Annotated in this window: 8 protein-coding genes and 1 pseudogene; 4 read left to right on the forward strand and 5 right to left on the reverse strand. The window is 65.9% G+C overall.

What is annotated here, in order from left to right; translation table 11 throughout:
• Positions 1 to 117: 117 nt before the first annotated feature.
• The 4 genes from B1205_RS13770 to B1205_RS13785 form a co-directional block, all read right to left on the reverse strand.
• Positions 118 to 792 carry a hypothetical protein gene (locus tag B1205_RS13770; protein ID WP_089155992.1) on the reverse strand — a complete coding sequence of 225 codons (675 nt, stop codon included), beginning with the start codon at positions 790 to 792 and terminating at the stop codon, positions 118 to 120.
• A 449-nt stretch (positions 793 to 1,241) separates the two neighbouring features.
• A complete protein-coding gene (locus B1205_RS29100) occupies positions 1,242 to 1,571 on the reverse strand; it encodes a hypothetical protein (protein ID WP_140158039.1) in 330 nt (109 codons plus the stop codon).
• A gap of 11 nt (positions 1,572 to 1,582) precedes the next feature.
• Positions 1,583 to 8,440 (reverse strand): RHS repeat-associated core domain-containing protein, encoded by a 6,858-nt coding sequence (locus B1205_RS13780; RefSeq protein ID WP_176308590.1) that lies wholly within the window; start codon positions 8,438 to 8,440, stop codon positions 1,583 to 1,585.
• 128 nt (positions 8,441 to 8,568) lie between these two features.
• Positions 8,569 to 12,063, reverse strand: coding sequence for a LamG domain-containing protein (locus B1205_RS13785; protein ID WP_176308591.1), 3,495 nt, complete (start codon positions 12,061 to 12,063; stop codon positions 8,569 to 8,571).
• A gap of 1,087 nt (positions 12,064 to 13,150) precedes the next feature.
• Between B1205_RS13785 and B1205_RS13795 the strand changes: the two genes are divergently transcribed.
• Complete coding sequence (locus B1205_RS13795; RefSeq protein WP_254909930.1) at positions 13,151 to 13,774, forward strand: DUF6624 domain-containing protein; 624 nt, start codon at positions 13,151 to 13,153, stop codon at positions 13,772 to 13,774.
• 226 nt (positions 13,775 to 14,000) lie between these two features.
• On the opposite strand, the gene B1205_RS13800 is transcribed toward B1205_RS13795, so the two are convergent.
• Positions 14,001 to 14,582 (reverse strand): hypothetical protein, encoded by a 582-nt coding sequence (locus tag B1205_RS13800; protein ID WP_089155996.1) that lies wholly within the window; start codon positions 14,580 to 14,582, stop codon positions 14,001 to 14,003.
• 1,017 nt (positions 14,583 to 15,599) lie between these two features.
• Here B1205_RS13800 and B1205_RS13810 point away from each other — a divergent pair.
• The 3 genes and pseudogenes from B1205_RS13810 to B1205_RS31475 form a co-directional block, all read left to right on the forward strand.
• Positions 15,600 to 15,911, forward strand: a complete 312-nt coding sequence (locus B1205_RS13810; protein ID WP_089155998.1) for a hypothetical protein — start codon at positions 15,600 to 15,602, stop codon at positions 15,909 to 15,911.
• A gap of 115 nt (positions 15,912 to 16,026) precedes the next feature.
• Positions 16,027 to 16,146, forward strand: a pseudogene (locus B1205_RS32930) (transposase); the annotation flags it as partial.
• A gap of 262 nt (positions 16,147 to 16,408) precedes the next feature.
• Positions 16,409 to 17,024 (forward strand): IS3 family transposase (locus tag B1205_RS31475; protein ID WP_140158049.1); only part of this gene is annotated, 616 nt, incomplete at its 3' end.

The raw sequence follows: 17,024 nt of genomic DNA on the forward strand, positions 1-17,024 counted from the left end.
TTCAGCTCCATCAGAGCATGATCGAAAGCCTCCGAGCTACCGGGGGAACCTCAGCACCGATAGGTGACATCTGAGATGGCTTGCCGTACGGACACGTACGGCTTGCTCTACGAATCGCTACAGCAGGTCCAGCACCGTCGCAATCCGCGTGGCCAGTACCAGGTCCATGTCGCCCTCGACGCGAACACTGACCACGGCGCTACCCGGTGCCTGCGCCAGTCGAACCACCAACATGGGCGCGCCTGCCAGTGGGTACTCGAACCAACCGTCGATCGCTTCGTCGTTCGTCTCATCGAGCGCGCCGGTCAATGCGGCCTCATCCAAATCGTCATACGAGTAGCCGATGTGGGCGCTAATCTGTGGCAGCAGCCGCACGACGTGTTCCTCGGCTGCCCACCCGTCGACCTGCGCCACGTCGTCGCGAACTTTCCTGCCCTGTAGCGACGACCCAGGCCGCACCAGCCGCTCTGATTGCGGGTCGTACGAGTCGAGACCGTGCGCGCCGGCCAGCACAGGCAGCGCGCTGATGCCTTGCCAGCCATGGGGCAGGGTCACGCCGACGAATCGAGCGGCGAGATCAGTACGGTCCCAGGGTTGCCGACGTGCCAGATCGTGGTGCCATGGCGCGATCATGTCGGCGAGGTCGGGCCAGCGGCGCAGCAACTCGGCGCGAAAAGCCAAGACCCGCTCATCGGCAATGAGACCGTCAATCTCCTCGTCCGCGAGCCGATCAACCAGCCGACGAGGGTCCTCCACTGCCCCGGACAGCCAGAAGTACAGGTCATAGCTCACGCCGCCAGCGTAACGATCTCTAGGCCGCCTGCGACACCGTCCGGGCCGCCAGCGGCGGCATGACCGTCACCGACCTCGGCGGCGCGCAGGGCACAGTCCGCCTCGGTGATGCACCACCTGCGCACCACCTTGCGCGCCGCCCTCAACCTCGCCGTCAAGGAAGGAATCCTCGACCGCAACCGGGCTCGACACATCGAGATCACCGGCTACCAGCAACGCCGCGCCAGGGTCTGGACCGCCCTCGTGCACTCCTGGGAACAGACCGGTGGCCGGCCGGCCGTGGCGGTCTGGACCGCCGGACATTCGACCTGTGCCGTCTACAGCACCATGATCACAAACGCAGCACCCCTCTGCTGCCAAAACCCGACACAGAGGGGTGCCGTTAGATCCACATACTCCCCGGGGGCGGGAGGGGCTCGCCGTAATCTCCAATCCCAACCTTACTCAGGTTATTCCGCTTCTGCCGTCTCTCGACTTGCCAAGAAAGAATCGAGCTCTTCAAAGAGAACTGCAACCGCTTCGCCGCTTTCATCGTGCGACGCCGCGACCCAGAAGGCATTTTCCTCAGATGGATAAGCGATCCTAATTACTAGAACCTGCCAGGCGAGATTTGCACCAAGATCCGACTTATAAGCCAGCCACTCACGGAACCCTTTGAGGAATTTCCATTCGGTCGCAGCGTCCATTCCGGTCACAAATGCAGCCACCTCGCCGAATGTCGTCAAGCCGTACAAGTGGGGGCGCCTGCGCACTTCAGATAGCCTGTCCCGGAGACTCATGTCGTCACCTGCTACCTTGGAGCCGGACTGAAAACAAGATCGTCACCATACTCGAAATTCGCTCGATATTGATCGATCGGTTCGCCCCGCCTACCGGTCGTCGCATCGAAAACTCGCCCGTCTTTGACGACGACATCATGATAATTCCACCCACTGTCGACACCACGAAACTTGCCAAGCTGCGGCGCGCCATACCTATCAGTGATTCGCATAATGTCACCACCAATGATCGACTGAATACCGTCAGCAACCTTTTCGCAACCGCCCGTTCCGCAAACCTGTGATGCAGGCTTCGGCTTCCAGGACTCGCCCAAGTCCGGGCCACAGCCGGCGTTGTGGACCAGCACCGGCGTGCTACCCGCGAGCACATAGTACGTGTGGAGGTTAGCGACGGTAAGGTTGTAGGCGGCTCTGATGCCTACTGGGCCGGTAAGCCCCTTGACCTCCGCATGGGCGCCGCTGAAGCTGAGAAGTTTGTCGCCTGCTTGGAGACGGCCGGCTGGCTGCCATTCCTTGTCGCTCGAATTCCAGTAAGGATGGTTGTCAGTAGTGATGAGCTGCCCATCGTTGACGAGCAGTACGCGCAGCTCGTCGGAGTGGAGCCAAAGATTAGTGATCTTTTCAGCGCTCTTGACACCCGTTCGGGGGTCCGCTGCGGCAACTACGTCCCCGACCCGCAGATCCTCCATCTTCTTCGTGGTGCCGTCCGCGAGCAGGACCTCTGTGTCGCCCGAGAAGCTGCAGGCGCCACCGGAGGCGCTTCGGCGTCCCCCAAGCGCCGGTGATCCACCAGATCCGCCACCCACCGCTGCCTTGACACTCGGTCGAAGGCCGATCGCTCCGGGCATGCCTGCTATGTCATCCAGTCCGCAAACCTGTGCGCATACGGAGTCGGCTCGCACATCGAATAGCTGATTGTACCAATCCCCGCACTCTGATCGGCCGATCTCATCACATACAAGCAAAGCGAGCTCAACTTCGGCCTGCAGCATAAATTCCGGCGGCAGTTGCCCGCCTCCACTACTCGCGGCGAAGTGGGCTCCACGCTGGTTGTTCCAGGCCTTGGTAAACTTGTCAATGTCGACGTAGGCGGGGACCTTGACGTTTCTGGCTGGCGACCGAGGGTTGCTGTGTGGCCGCTGGGGTGCACTGCCAGTTAGATGCCGGGATTCTCCGTACTTCTGGTTCTCGGTTGAGCCGCATCCTCCTGGACAGTCCCCCTTTCCAACGTCATAGCCGTAGCAGTCGAAGATGGCGCAGTCTTCCTCGATTAGGCCACTTGGGTCACTTCGGGTGACGGGATTATTGCTGGCATAGCTGTAGCCGTGCCACTGCTGGGGGTTCGTCAATTCCTGCAGCGGGTCGACGCTAATAAATCGACCTAGTCCGGGGTCGTATTCGCGGGCACCGAGGTGGGTGAGTCCGCTGGGGCCGTTGTCGCCGCCGACGAAGCCCTTGGGATTGGCCCAGGGGATTTGTGATCCGCGGGGGTTGCCGTAGGGGGTTTGGTAGCGGCGGGTGACGGTTTGGGCGCCGGAGTTGCTGATGGTGGTGTGTTGGGTGCCTTGGTGGTCGGTGATGAGCCAGGTGAGGGCGGTGGCGGTGCGGGAGGCGATGAGCCGGCCGCCGAAGGTGTAGTAGCGGGTGGTGTTGCGGCTGGTGCCATTCCAGCGGATGTCCATGCCGGGCAGGTAGAGAGTGGTGCCGGTGGCGTCGCGGCGCAGCAATCGGTTGCCGTCAGCGTCGTAGATGTTGCTGCCTGCGCTGGGGGCGTCACCGGAGATGCTGGTGAGGTGGCCTTCCGGGTCCCAGGACAGGTTCTGTGATGCGTTGCCTGGGGGGCAGGTGTTGGCGGCGGCGCTGGTTGGCCGGCAGGTGGTGTTGCCGGTGTTGTCGTAGGCGTAGGCGTTGGTAACGGCTGGCTGTCCGGGGGCTTCGGTGGTGACGGCGGTGGCGGCGTGGGGGCGCACGACGTTCTGTCCGCCCGTGGGGACGGTGTAGGTGCGTTTGGTGTCGCCGGCGCTGGTGTGGGCGATTTCGGTGAGCCTGTTGCCGACCTTGTCGAAGGTCCAGTCGTGCCAGTAGGGGGCGGGACCGCCGAGGTCGGCGGTCGTGGGTGCGGTCTGGCAGTCGACACCGACCTTCGGGGTCCACGCGCTGGTGAGTCGGCCGAGAGGGTCCTGCTGGAAGCACTGGGTGTCGGCCGGACCGACCTCCGGTTGGTCGGCGATCGAAGTGATGTTGCCGGCGTCGTCGTAGCCGTAGGTGCGATTGGAAACCTTGCCGGCGGCCGTTTCGGGCTTGACGTACGTGTTGTGCAGTCGCCGGGTGGTCAGGTCGTAGGTGTTGGTCTCTTCGACGTAGTTGCCGGCGCTGCTCTTGCGGGTGAGCAGGGTGGGTTCGCCGTAGGCGGTGTACTGCTGTCCGATGACGTAGCTGTTGCCGTAGGCGGATCCGGTGGTGAGGGTGACGGGCAGGCCCGAGGTGGAGTTGTAGCCGGTGGTGATGGTTTCGTCGCCGGTGAGGTCACCGGCGGCGGGCATGGTGACGCTTTCGGGTGAGCCGTCGTGTTCCCGGTAGCCGTAGCCGAATTCCCAGGTGGTGTTCAGGCCGGTTTCGGTTGCAGGGATGACGTAGTGGACTGCACCGGGTTTGTAGCGCTTGGTCCAAGCGAGGTACCGGATTTTGTAGGCGTTGGTGGAGCCTGGTGGGTCGAAGCGGGTGGTTTCGGTGAGCTGCCCGCGGACGGCTTCGCCGCCGAACACGATGTCGGTCTTGTCGTACTTCCAGCTTGCTCGTTTGGTGGTCGTGGAGATGGTGTCGTCGTAGAGGCCGATCTTGCGGCCAAGGTTGTCGTACTGGTAGGCGAGGACCTCACCGCGGGCATCGGTGGTGGTGGCAAGGTCGTCGGTGTCGGTGTAGGTGCTGGTGGTGGTGCCCTTGTCGGGGTCCTTGGCCGAGATTTGACGGCCCTTGACGTCGAAGGTGTAGGTCCACTCGTTCTCGTCAGGGTCGGTGACGGCGGTGAGTTGGCCCTTGCGGTTGTAGGTGTAGCTGGTGCTCTGGTAAGCGCCGGCGACGCCCTGGCTCGTGGTGTACTGCCGCAGTTCGGCGGTGCGCCCTTGGGCGTCGGTGACGGTGGCGGTCGGGGTGCCGCCTCGGGGTGGAGTGACGCTGGTGCGGTCGCCGAGGTAGGTGGTGGTGGTGCGCCACTTCTCGACCTGGTTGATGACCCCGTCGGTGCCGAGCAGAATGGCGGCGGTGGGACGTGAGGCGTCGTCGTACACGGTGCGGTTCACCGTCGGCACCGACCACTCGGGCTGGCCCCAGAGCGTTCCTGATGGTGCGCCGATCTTGCCGTGGGCGCCGTAGGTGGCGTCGACCCGTCCGGACTTGTCGTAGATGGTGTCGGTGATGACGCGGTCGCCGTTGGCGCCGGTGGATTGGGTTTGTCGGGGCCGCAGCAGCGCGTCGAAGATCTGGTAGGTGGTCAGGTAGCCGCCGCCGGCGTTCACGGTTCTGGTTTGCACCCAGGGGTAGGCGTCGCGGTTCGGCGCGTAGTAATACGTGTAACCGACTGAGGGGGTTGACTCGCGGTTCTTGCGGTCCCAGCCGACGGCCCAGACCTTCGCGACCCGGCCCAGCGGATCGTAGGTGCTGTCCTTCACCCGGCTGTTGGGATCAGTCGTCTTGACCGGGGTGCCCCAGTAGGGGGCGTTGGTGACGGTGGTGCTCCATGCGGTGCCGCCGTTGGGGTCCGGGCTCAGCGTGTTGATCGATGCGACCGGCCCGGTGGCGGGCGTGTACGTGGTTGTGGTGGTGTTGCCACGCGCGTCGGTGGCGGTGGCGATCCGCCCGAAAGCGTCGTAGGTGCTCTGCGCGGTCGTTTGCCAGGTGGTGCCGGCTGACGAGGACCAGCTCTTGAGCCTCTCGACTCTGGTGACCGCGCCGTAGATCGGCTGATCGTTCGGGCTGGCGGCACCGTCGTAGGTGTTGCGGGTGTCGGAGATGACGTCCGCGGTGCTGGTTGGAGCGGTGCCGCAGGTCAGGGCTGTGGTGGTGGTCTGCTTGACCGTGCCGGTGATGTTCGCGCCGGTGTTGCGGTTGTAGGTCAGCGTGGTGCACTTCTCGTCACCGGTCGTGGGCCACTGACCGTCGTCCTGGATCCGGTCGAGGGTGCCGTAGGTGTCGTCAAACGTCGACTGGGTGCGGGTGGTGCGCCACCCGCCTTGGCCGTCGACGCCGAGTGCCGTGCCCTGGTAGGTGGTCTTGGTGTTGACGAAGCGGGCGGTGACGGTGTCGCCGTTGATGGTGCGCGACGCGGTTTCTGCGGAGCGCCAGGGCACGTTGACGGTTTTGCTGACCGGTTTGCTGGTAGTGCCGTTGTAGACCACCTTCTCGCGGATCATGCCGGCGAACTGGTCCTCGTCGTAGACGGTCTCCGATCCCAGCGACGCGCCGATGGTGACGTTACGGCTGCCGCCAGAGGCGTTGACGCGGTCGCCGTGCATGCCCTGCAGATAGGTGGTGCGCGTCAGAGTCTGCCGAGGTGCGTCACCGGTGCGGGTTTCGACGGTGCGGTAGCCGCGGAACTGGCTCCACGTCTTGCGTTTGGGTTTGATGAGTCCGTCGTCGTCGGCGTAATGCCAGGCCGGGTCGTTGAGGTAGTCGTAAAAGGTGTTCTGCACCGGGGCCTGGTAGTCGACGTTGTCGACGTTCGCGGGGATGTCGGACTGGGACACCTGTCGGACGACGTACTTGTGCCACCACTCGGTGATGTCGGGTCCGCCCGGGCTGTAGGGATCGGGGCCGATGACGGGGTAGCAGAGTTTGGTATTGGTCTCCGGGGCGCTCGGCAGGTTGCTGGAGGTGCACTCGGGCAGCTTGTAGGTGACCTGGATCTTGGATCCGGTTTCGGTGATGATGTTGCCGATGCGGTTGCGGTTGTTCGTGGTGTTGTGGGAGGCGAGGACCCGGTTCTGCAGGGACGTGGGTTCGAACGTCACCGGCGGCAAGGCGACCGGGTCTAGGTTGTCGGGAACGGTGGCGGTGGAACCGGTGGCGGTGGTGTTCTTGACCAGGCCGGTGTGCACGATCGAGGCCAGCCACATGCCGGCGTAGTCGCTGCCATCACCCACCGGCGGATAGGTGTGGGTGAACGTCCAGGAGTCGACGTCCTGCCAGGCGGGGGTGGTCTTGGTGGTGTCCCACACCCGGGTGTTCACCTTCGCCAGCCGCTTGGTCGACCAAAACGTCGGGGCGTTGTTGGTTCCGCAGTCGGCTGCGGTGGAGGTGCATTCCTGGTCCCAGGGGACGTCTTTCCAGCTGACGCCGGGGCTGTGGTTGGTGCAGTTCGACTCGCAGCGGTCCAGGGCGGTGAACGTGACCTGCCCGGTGGGGGTAATGGAGCGGCTACCTGAGCGGTCCCAGGTGCCGTAGTCGATGCGGCTCAGGGTGCCGCCGCGGGTGTAGACGGCCTTGTCGGTGGCCTTGAGGTTCTTGCCGTACCGATTCGTCTCCGGGCTGTACCAGTAGGACATGGTATTGCCGCGGGGGTCGATGACGTAGTCGAGGTTCCACCGCCAGGCCTGGTCGCAGAACGATGCGGCGAAGGTGCCGGCGTTGCAGGGTTCGTTGGTGTGGTTGCCGGCGACCGGGACGGTCCAGGTGGAGTTCGTGGCGGTGCTCTGACCGGGTGGGTTGTTCAGGCCGAAGAAGTACTGGGTGCCGTCGGTGGTGGTGACCTTCCAGTGCTCGCCGCCGTTGGCGCCGTTGCTCGCCCCGGGCAGTTTCTCGATTTTCGCGCCGTCCTCGTCGCGGGAGTGCCAGCCTTTACCGGTCTCGAAGACCAGTTCGCTGCCGCCGCCGTTGAGGGACATGGTCGCGTTGTAGGACCGCCAGCACAGGTCACCGGTCTTCACCGAGTTGTTGGCCGAACCAGCCATGTCCTCGCTGCACGGCACGTAGCTGCGTTCGATGAACCCAGGTGAGTAGTCGAAGCCCTCACCCACCCACGACGGTTGACTGTTCTCGGCGCTGGAACGCCCGTCAACGGTGCCAGAGGAGTAGGCCAGCGACACCTTCGGGCTCAACACTGCTGCCGGTGGCACGCGCATGTCGTAGGACCAGGTGAAGTTGCCGGTCGATCCGCCGGCCGACCAGGTGGACGACGCAGCGAGGGGTGTGGCGGAGTAGTCGCCCTGCACGCCAGCGGCTCCGGCGGCGAGGACCATCACGGTCCCGGCCGGCGCCGCGGCGACCCGCGCGCTCACGGTGCCGTCCGCGACGGAGTTGACCGACTTCACCGGTGCGGCCCGGCACCCAGATACGGCCGGAGTCGTCAGGGCACAGGACGGGAGAGTCCATAGCTTTAGCCGCGACGACCAGTCACCGCCGTAGGCATGACGAAACGGCTTGTAGTCAACCGTGACATCCACGTCCGCTGGCCCGGCGGCGCCTTCGGGGCGCAGGGTCAGCAGCAGACCGTTACGCCATGTGCTGGGGCTCTTGCCGCGGTCGTGAACCTCGACGTCAACGCCGGTGATCGTGCGGCCGGACGGCGTCGCGGCACGGGTGACCCGCACCGGCAGGCTCCCGGCGCGTACCGCCGCGGCGGTGGTGGCGCGGGCGGTGGCCGTCGGCAGAACGGCCCGGGCACGTCCTGGAGCCGGCCACACCGGGTTGTCCCAGTCGGCGGTCTTGGCCGCCTTGGTCGGTAGGGCTTTCTGCTTCGCGGGCCCGCCGATGGAGTCGAGCTTCTCCGGCCGCACGCTCGGCAGCGACGGGCGGGGCTTGGCCTGTGCCGGGGGGACGGCGAGGACGCCGGCACCGAGGACCGCGGTGACCGTCATCGCGATCAGCCGACGCATCGGGGACAGGAGGTGGCCCCGGCGGGGGCGAGTCAGGGTCGGCACCGTGAGCATCCGATCTAGGGCGTTCCTCCGGCGCGGTGCCGGCTTCTGGTCGTGGGGGTAAGCGGAGATGTGGCCGGGCATGGTCACTCCTCGCCCGTCTGGTTGTTCTGCGTGTCGTAGAGGTCACGCACGCCGCCGTCGGTGAGCGCGCCCTGGTAGGCGAGGATGTCGTCGACACCGCCGGTCAGCCAGTCGGTGAATCCGGCAGGCTGGTCCGAGCGGCCGACCACGAACGGGCCGGTGGCGTTCCACCGCTGCCACGCCGAGACCATCGTCGTGGTCGCCTTCAGCTCCCCGTCGACGTAGAGGCGGATCTGGCGGCGTTCGGCGTCGAGGACGCCGGTCAGCTGATGCCACTCCGTTGGGTCGACGGCGGTCGCGGCGGCGGTGGTGATGGCGGTGGTGTTCGTCGCGCCCGCGCGGACGGTGAAGGCCCACTCGCCGCCGGATGTGTCGCGGAACTGCAGGTCGAAGCCGCTGTACCCGGAGGAATGGTCCTGCGACAGGATCGTCTGACGACCCGTCGCCGCGTCCACCCGCGCCCATGCCGACACCGTGAACGACGCGTCGGTACGCACCACCGCCCCGTCACTCCAGTTCGCGGTGATGTCGTCGCCGAGATTGTTCTGCGAGCGCCCGTACTCCTGGGTCACCTGGTTGTAATGCGGGTCGGTCGGCTCTTCGACGAAGTGGGTTCCGTCCAGCAGTAGGGCGTTGTTGCGCTGGCCATATCCGATCCCGCTGCCGGCTGTCAGGGCCATGCGCCGCTTGAAATTGCCCGTCTCCTTCACTCGACAGACCGACGAGGACGGGTCGGAACTGGCCTCGTAGCAGGGCAACGCGTCTTTGAAGCTCCAGGCCGAGGTCAGCGGGGCACTCATCATGCCGGGCTCGTTGAACGGGTAGGCGTCCGTGGCGAGGCCGCCGGTGAAGTCCTGCGGCACCAGCACCCGGTCGTAGGCCTGCACGTCGGCGATCGCACCGGCGAACCACTTCTTGGGGCCGCCGTTGAAGCCTCGGCCGATCGAGAACACTCCGGTCGCCGGCCACGGCGCAGCCGCCCGGTCAGCGGTATCGGCGAGGGTGCCGTTCACGTAGAGCTGCATCTTGCCTGTCGGACGGTCGTACACGCCGGCGATGTGCGTCCACCGCCCCAGGTCAGCCGAGGTCAAAGCGGTGAGGGACGCCGCGGAACGAGTGGTGCTGGCCTGGTCGGCGGTGTCCTTCATGACGAACGCCCACCGCGGAGCAGGCGAGGCGCCCTCGATACGCGCACCGAGTTGGAACCCGGCGGCGCTCGTGCCGTCCTGGCTGACCGCGACGAAGTCCTCCCCGGTGGGCAGCGCGGACAACCGCACCCAGGCGGCCACACTGAACGACTCGGTCGTGTTCACCACCGCTTGCGAGTGGTTCAGCGCCGAGGAGGAGCCGTTGAACGTGGGGCTCGCCGCCCCCGGCAGGCGAAGGCCAGGCGACCAGGTCACCCCGGTCGGCGCCAGCGGTGTGGTGATCGTGGCTTCGGTCCGCTCGTCGGTCAACGCCTGCGTCTGGGTGACACCGGGCCGTGTTTCCAACTGCCACCAGTTCGTCGGCGGCGCGGGGCGGTTCACGATGAACGCTACCGACCCCTGTCCCTCGGTCTGCGCGGAGTTGATCGCCGACACGTACAGAATGTTCTCGCCGTATTTGAGAGTGGTCAGGGTGACCGTCGCTGTGCGGATACCGGTGCCGGTCGCGGTGATCTCCGTGGTGGGTGGAAAGGTCCAGCCGTAGCGGAACTTCACCACCGTTGAGGTGTTCGACGACAGAGTGAACACACCCTTCTCCCCCGGCCCGGCAGGCATCGTGGTCACCGTCGCGGTCACGTCCGGATAGCTCACGTCGGTCTTGAACTCACACCACGCCGACCACGCGCTGGTCAGGCTGTACGGGGCCGGATCCGTGGCCATCGCCCTAAACGCGTACGACTTGCCGTTCACCAGACCTGACAGCGCAGCCGTGGTCGACCGGCCGCCCGCCGGCACCGACGCGCCCGCCGGAGCCGGCTTACGCGGGGTGCTGTCGTTGTAGGTCCCCGACATCGGGATCTCCAACCACTCCCACTTCGTCGTCAACGCCTGGTCGCCGTCCGCGTCCGGAAACACCGCCGACAACGTGGGTGTCAACGTACCGATCACCGACCGCACCCCCGACGTGCAGGCCGCGCCCGTGGTCTGCAGGCCGTATGGCTGCCCCGGATAGGAGCTGTAATCCACGATCAGCTTCACCGAGTTCGGCAGGTACTTCTTCCAACGCTCCTGGGTGGACTCACCACTGCCTCCTGCCGCGCACGCGCACAACGCCATCGTGATGTAAGGCGCGGAGTGATCGGCGTGGTCCTGGATCAAGTTGGTGATCGCGGAACTTTCGAAGTTCACCGTCATGTCAGGCTGAATGCTGCTGCAGCCGCCGGCCTCGTTCGCGTGCGAGTAGGCGTTCTCCACCGGCGTCTTCATCGCCGGCGACCACTTCGTACGCGGCGTCGACGAGATCGGCCCCGCATGCCACAGATAGTTGATCGTGTCATCGCACGACCAGGTGTGGTCCACCGTGGCCTGCACATACGCCTTCTCGATGTGCTTCTTCGCCACCCGTGGCAGCGGGAAGTCGAAGAACGACCGATACAGGACCCCGCTGTCCGGGTTCTTCCCGACCCGGGCGACGCTGACGTCGGAGTTCGTGGAGTTGTTATCCGTCGCGTACGCCCACCGGCTCTTACCCGTCGACCACGGCGGATCGATGAACACCGGGAACACCGCCTCCGAGCCGGTCAACAGGGCCTCATCCGGGTGTAACACCACGTCGCCGCCGCTGGTCACCTCCGTACGCACCGGCGCGGTCACCGCCGCATCCCCTGGACCGACCGGCGACGACTCCTGTCCCGCTTCCGGCGCGGCCGCGGCGACGCGACCCGCAGCCTGGGGGCGCGATGCGGAGCTGGGCGTCGAGTCCCACATCGTCGCCGCCGTCGACTCCGCCAGCACTTCGCCGCCGGCCACGGCCCGCAACTCCCCGTCGGCCCCGTGCGTCGCTTGGGCGTCACCGCCGACGTTGAAGCGCACCTGACGCAACGCCGGATTCGCCGCCGCCTGCGGCGTCTTCACCACCAGCACATGGGAAAACCCCGTCCACGTGGCGCGCACCACCAGGTCCACATCCGGCAGCACCCCCGGATACGTCGCCGAGTCCTCGACAATTGTCGGCGCCGGTAACGCACCGCCCTGCCACGACAAACTGAAACTTTTGCCCTGACGCACCAACGTCACCATCGGCCCACTACCGCCCGCCGAAAAACGCACGTCCGCCACCGACACCACCGGCCGCCACAACCCATCGCCACCCCGGGCCAAGGACAGATCCACCGGCGCCCATGACCCGTCCGCGCGACGCGCCCGCTGCGGCACCACCGCCGACTCCTGCTCAAACCCGCCATCCGGCAAGGCGAAAACCTGCGTCAACTCCGAGCGCCCCGCAGCAACCTCCACCCGCTGACCGGTTTGCCCCGCCAACCGCGAAGCCGCCGCCGCATCCCGCGCCACCAACGCCTTCCCGGACCTCGAGGTGGCCGCCATGACCGAAGTGCTCGGTGCAACCACAAAGCCCGCCAACAGCCCCAACGCCAGCAGTGCTGAGCGTCGACGCGGCCGACGATCATCCGAAGGAAAACCGACACGACGTCGGGCAGCAGTCACCACAAGTCCCCCGTTGAACACGTAATGAAGTCGCCGAACTGTATGGACTTCTCTCGGCACATGTAAAGAACCCTCACAGTTTGTGAGGACGATGCTGGTAAACCCACCCGAATCCGACAGTTAGCTCGCTGACGGTGAACAGCCTCCGAGAGGAGGCAACGCGCCCTGACTACAACCGCATATGCGACAGCACTCGCTCGATACCTCGACTCGCAGCTGTCTGCGCGCTGGCCGCCCGGCGCCGCTCGTCCCTGAGGCAGGCACGGTAGGTCCTCACGTGGGATCCTGCTGGATGTGGAGGTCTGGGATCACGACGGCAAGCGCTACCAGCTCACCTCGTGGTACTGCCTATCCGACGACGCCTGGCAGTACGAGCTGATCGAGGTGACAGAAGCGCCGGGACGCGGGGCCTGCCTGAGCATCGTCATCCCTGATGCCACCCCGGAGTCTGGCCCGTTCACCCCGATGCCCGAAGACCAGGTCCTGCTCGCGGTCGCGCCCGGAGTGACTCCATGGCCGATCCTGCGGCGGCTCATCGACCTGGTCGAAGCATCCGGCGACATCGTGGCCACTGACCGAGTGCACGGCACCAGCGGCGACATAACGCTGTCTCACAACGGGTGGTGGCATACCAACAGGCGGTTTCAAGTGAACTCCTTCACCGCAGTGACCGAAACGCCTGGTGCTACGAGCTGCACGAGGCCCACCCTAACGCGCTGCGCACCACCTACGTCGAGGTGGAGGTCCCAGACGCCAACCCGCACACCGATCCCTTCGTCTCCAGGCCCTTAGACCAGATGACCTTCACCGTTCATGGCACTTGGGACATTCCTTGGCTCGCCTTCCGTCGGTTCGTCGACGTCATCACGAATGGCTGAAGCTACGCGACCCGTCGGAACGGCCGCGACGCTAATGGACACCGATGGGAGGCCGAGTGGGACAGGAGACGGACGGACGACCGCAGGACCAACCACCGGATCTTGTCGCTGCGCGAAGTGATCCGGGCGGCGGCAGCAGATCCGCAAAGCGAGCTGTGACCCGCCATGGAGAACTCGCCGCCGAGTTGATCGAGCGGATGGATCGGGACCAAATCACACGCTCCGAGGCCGCGCATCGGGCGGACCTCTGGTCCCTCGTAAGCGAGGTCGACCTCGACAACACCGCGTGGCTTTCGCAGATCATCGACCGGCAGGGTTGGCCCCGACGCAGCGACGTGGGCAAGGACGCAGCCACCGCGGCCTGGCTGCTCGCGCAACACGCCGACCACGACCCCGATTTCCAGCGCCGCTGCCTGCGCCTGCTTGCACACGCCGTAGATGATGGGGAAGCCGAACCGTCCCACCTGGCCTACCTGACCGATCGCGTCCACCGAGCCGAGGGCAGGCCGCAGCGGTACGGCACCCAGTTCTGGTACGGACCCGACGGCACCGGACCACTCCAGCCCCAACCGATCGAGGACCCACAACACCTCGACGAGCGCCGCCGCAGCATCGGGCTCGGCCCCTTCTCCGAGCACGCCAGCCAACTACGCGAGCAGGACGAACAGCGACGGCACTGACCAGCACCCGGGATGCCGCCTCCTCGCAGGCGAAAGTGCCAGCCCGTCGTCGCCGGCGACCCGACCGAAGACGTCCCGGGCAACCAAGTCGATCCGCACCACGGCAGCGTACGCACGGTCGTGTCATGCTCGTCGCTCGCGCGCCGACAGCGGCGTGTCCGTGCGTTGTTCCGGAGATCGGCTGGGGCAGGCGTCCTCGACGTCGCGTCGAATGCCTCGTGGCGTCTCAGGCGTTGGCGGGGCGGTACTCCAAGCCGTCGGCGCAGGGACGAAGGACCGCGGCATACCGCTCGTCGCCGCTGATGTCGCGGTCCTCATCGATCTCGAAACCGATGAGTGCGCGGTGGAACGGCACCTCGGCGTACACGGCGATCGCGACGTCGGCCAGCCACCGGTCGAGCGCGCTACGCCACGTCAACGATTCCACACCGCTGGATTCGTCGAAGGGGTAGCCACCGATGCGGCGGTCGACCCGGGCCAACGCGCCCAACGGCAGGTAAAGCTCCAACGTATCCAGGCCCTCGTACCGGGACAGGAAACCACCGCAGACAACACGGGCGCCCGAGGGCAGCGTCAGCGTCCCGCGTAAGTGACCATGCGCATGGATGGCGGCCACGCCAAGCTCGACCACCGCGAATCCGGCCCCGTCGGCCCGACGAACATGGCAACCCTGGACGCCGGCAGCGCGCCAGAGGAACCGTAGGGCCCGGTCGACGTTGTCATCGTCAGCTGCGCCGAGAATCAGGCAGAGTTCGTAGAAGCCACCCGCCCAGTTCTCGTCGTCGTTCACATCGTCCGCGATCCCCACCGCATCACCATCGCCGATTCGGCCGCCGACGTCACCTTGGTTATCCCTGCCGCACGCGTCGCGGCATGAGCGTGGACGTCGCCTGAGGTAGCTTCCGCAGATGCCTCATGATCCGTTGCAGGACATGCCCACCGAAACTCGCGCGGAGCTGACAGCAGCTGTCTGCGCTGCCATCGACATCGATCCGGCTACTGCGGAAGACATCATCCGCTCGACTGAGCCACTTTGGGATGCGATGGAACGAGCCGGTGGCCTCGTGGACTCGTGGGGTGGCGGCGAGTTCTGTTACCTCCTGCCAAGGGTCTTGTCGTTCATCCGGCAGACCGCCAATCCGTAGCACAATCGGCGATCCCTTCGCCCCGTCACCGGCGCGACCAGACGGCACCTGGCCCAAGCGATCGTGACGCTGCGCGACGCACGGTCCGCGGCATGAGCGGATACTCGACGAGACGACGAGGAGTCCGCGCCGACCACGAAGGGACGAGCATGCAGGACGACTGCCCGGCGACGAGTCGGGTCCGCGGTCTCGTTGTTCCTCACCTGCTACTCGTTCTCCTGCTGGAGGGCAGGTGGAACCATCCTGGCGAGCCTGCTGTCGCCAGGGTCATGCCCTGGTTCCACGATCCGTTGGACTTTCTCGGCAGCATCGAACAGATGGAGCGGGAGTCACAGTCGCTCGACCGCCTGATCCAGGATGATGAAACGGCGGAGCTGTTCCGATTCGCGCGAGAACCGACAGCAACCGGTGCGGTCGAACTCCCATGGNCGCGATTGCGCTCGACTACCGAACGAGTTCGACTGATCCACGAGTCGTTGCCAGCGATGTTTGGACCAGCTCCGCGCCTTACACCTGGCGAACGGTCGCCAACACCTTCTCTGAGTTCGTAGCCGAGCTGCGCCTCGAGGGAACGGACGCCGAGCCGGCGGCCGGCTGAGCGTGAACAACGTCAGGCGCCCGCGCACGCGCGGCGGGAATGAGGGCGACGAAAAGGGTTTCACCTACTACCGTCGCAGGCGATGACGCACGAAGGATCCGCACTGGTCAGCGACCGATGGCCGCGACTCGCAGCGGAACTTGCCGGCGCGCTCCGCGAAGCAGACGAGGACGACCTGGCGGGGCAGGTCGCCGGCCTCCGTATCTTCCAGCGATGTGACTGCCGCGACGCCTTCTGCCAGAGCTTCTACACGCAGCCTCCGCCGGACGGCGCCTACGGCCCCGACCACCGAAACGTCGGGCTCAGCCCGGACCGGTCGGGCATGCTCGTCCTTGATGTGGTCGACAACCTGATCGCGTACGTCGAAGTCATCGACTGGCTACCCCTCAGCTGACACTCTGAGCCGCCCCCGCTTTGATGGAGCTTCTTGACCATGGTCTGATGGCCGTGGGGGGAAGTCGTGCGTGGCAGCACCGAAGAAGTACCCCGATGAGCTACGTCAGCGCGCTGTGCGCTTGTACCGCGAGTCGGACCCGAAGCCCGTCATCCGGCGTCTGGCCGAGCAGTTCGGCGTGCATCACGAGGCGCTCAGGAATTGGATCCGGCAGGCCGAGGCCGACGCCGACGAGCGTCACGACCGGCCGACCAGCGAGATGGCCGAGGAGAACCGCCGGCTGCGCCGCGAGGTCACCGAGCTGCGGCGGGCGAACGAGATCCTGAAGGCTGCGAGCGCGTATTTCGCGGCGGAGCTCGACCNGGCGACGGTCATGACGATCATTGATGAACATCGTGACCAGTTCGCGGTCGCGCTCCTGCTACGGGTCCTGAGCATCGGCGCTTCGACCTACTACGCGTGGGTCAAGCAGGTCGAGCAGCCCTGCGACCCGGGACGTGGTCGACCTGGGGCTGATCTCCAACATCCACGAGATCTGGGAGACCTCCGGGCGCACCTACGGCGCGGACCGGGTCCACCGGCAGCTACGCCGCGACGGCATCCGGGTGGGCCGCAAACGCGTCGAGCGACTGATGGCGGAGCAGGGCTGGCAGGGGGCGTTCCTGCGTCGAGGCTGGCGCGGCGGCTCCACGAAGCAGGATCCACGGCACACGCCTGCGCCGGATCTGGTCAACCGGCAGTTCACCGCGGCCGGGCCGAACCGGCTCTGGGNTACCCGCATCCCCTGCGGTGAGGGCGTGTTCTGGCTCGCTGCGGTCCGCGACGCGTTCTCCCGCCGGATCGTTGGCTGGAAGACCTCCGACCGCTGCGACACCGACCTGATCCTCGCCGCCCTCGAATACGGCATCTGGTCCCGCGATGTCCGCGACGGCCAACTGATCCACCACCACTCGGACAGGGGGTCGAACTACACGTCGTTCCGCTTCTCCGAACGCTTGCAGGACAACGGGATCCTGCCCTCGATGGGCTCCGTCGGCGACAGTTACGACTACGCCCTCATGGAGAATTTCTGGTCGACGCTGAAGATCGAACTCGTCTACCGCACGAGCTGGC

It is taken from the genome of Micromonospora sp. NBS 11-29, assembly GCF_002140155.1.
Classification (GTDB): domain Bacteria; phylum Actinomycetota; class Actinomycetes; order Mycobacteriales; family Micromonosporaceae; genus Micromonospora.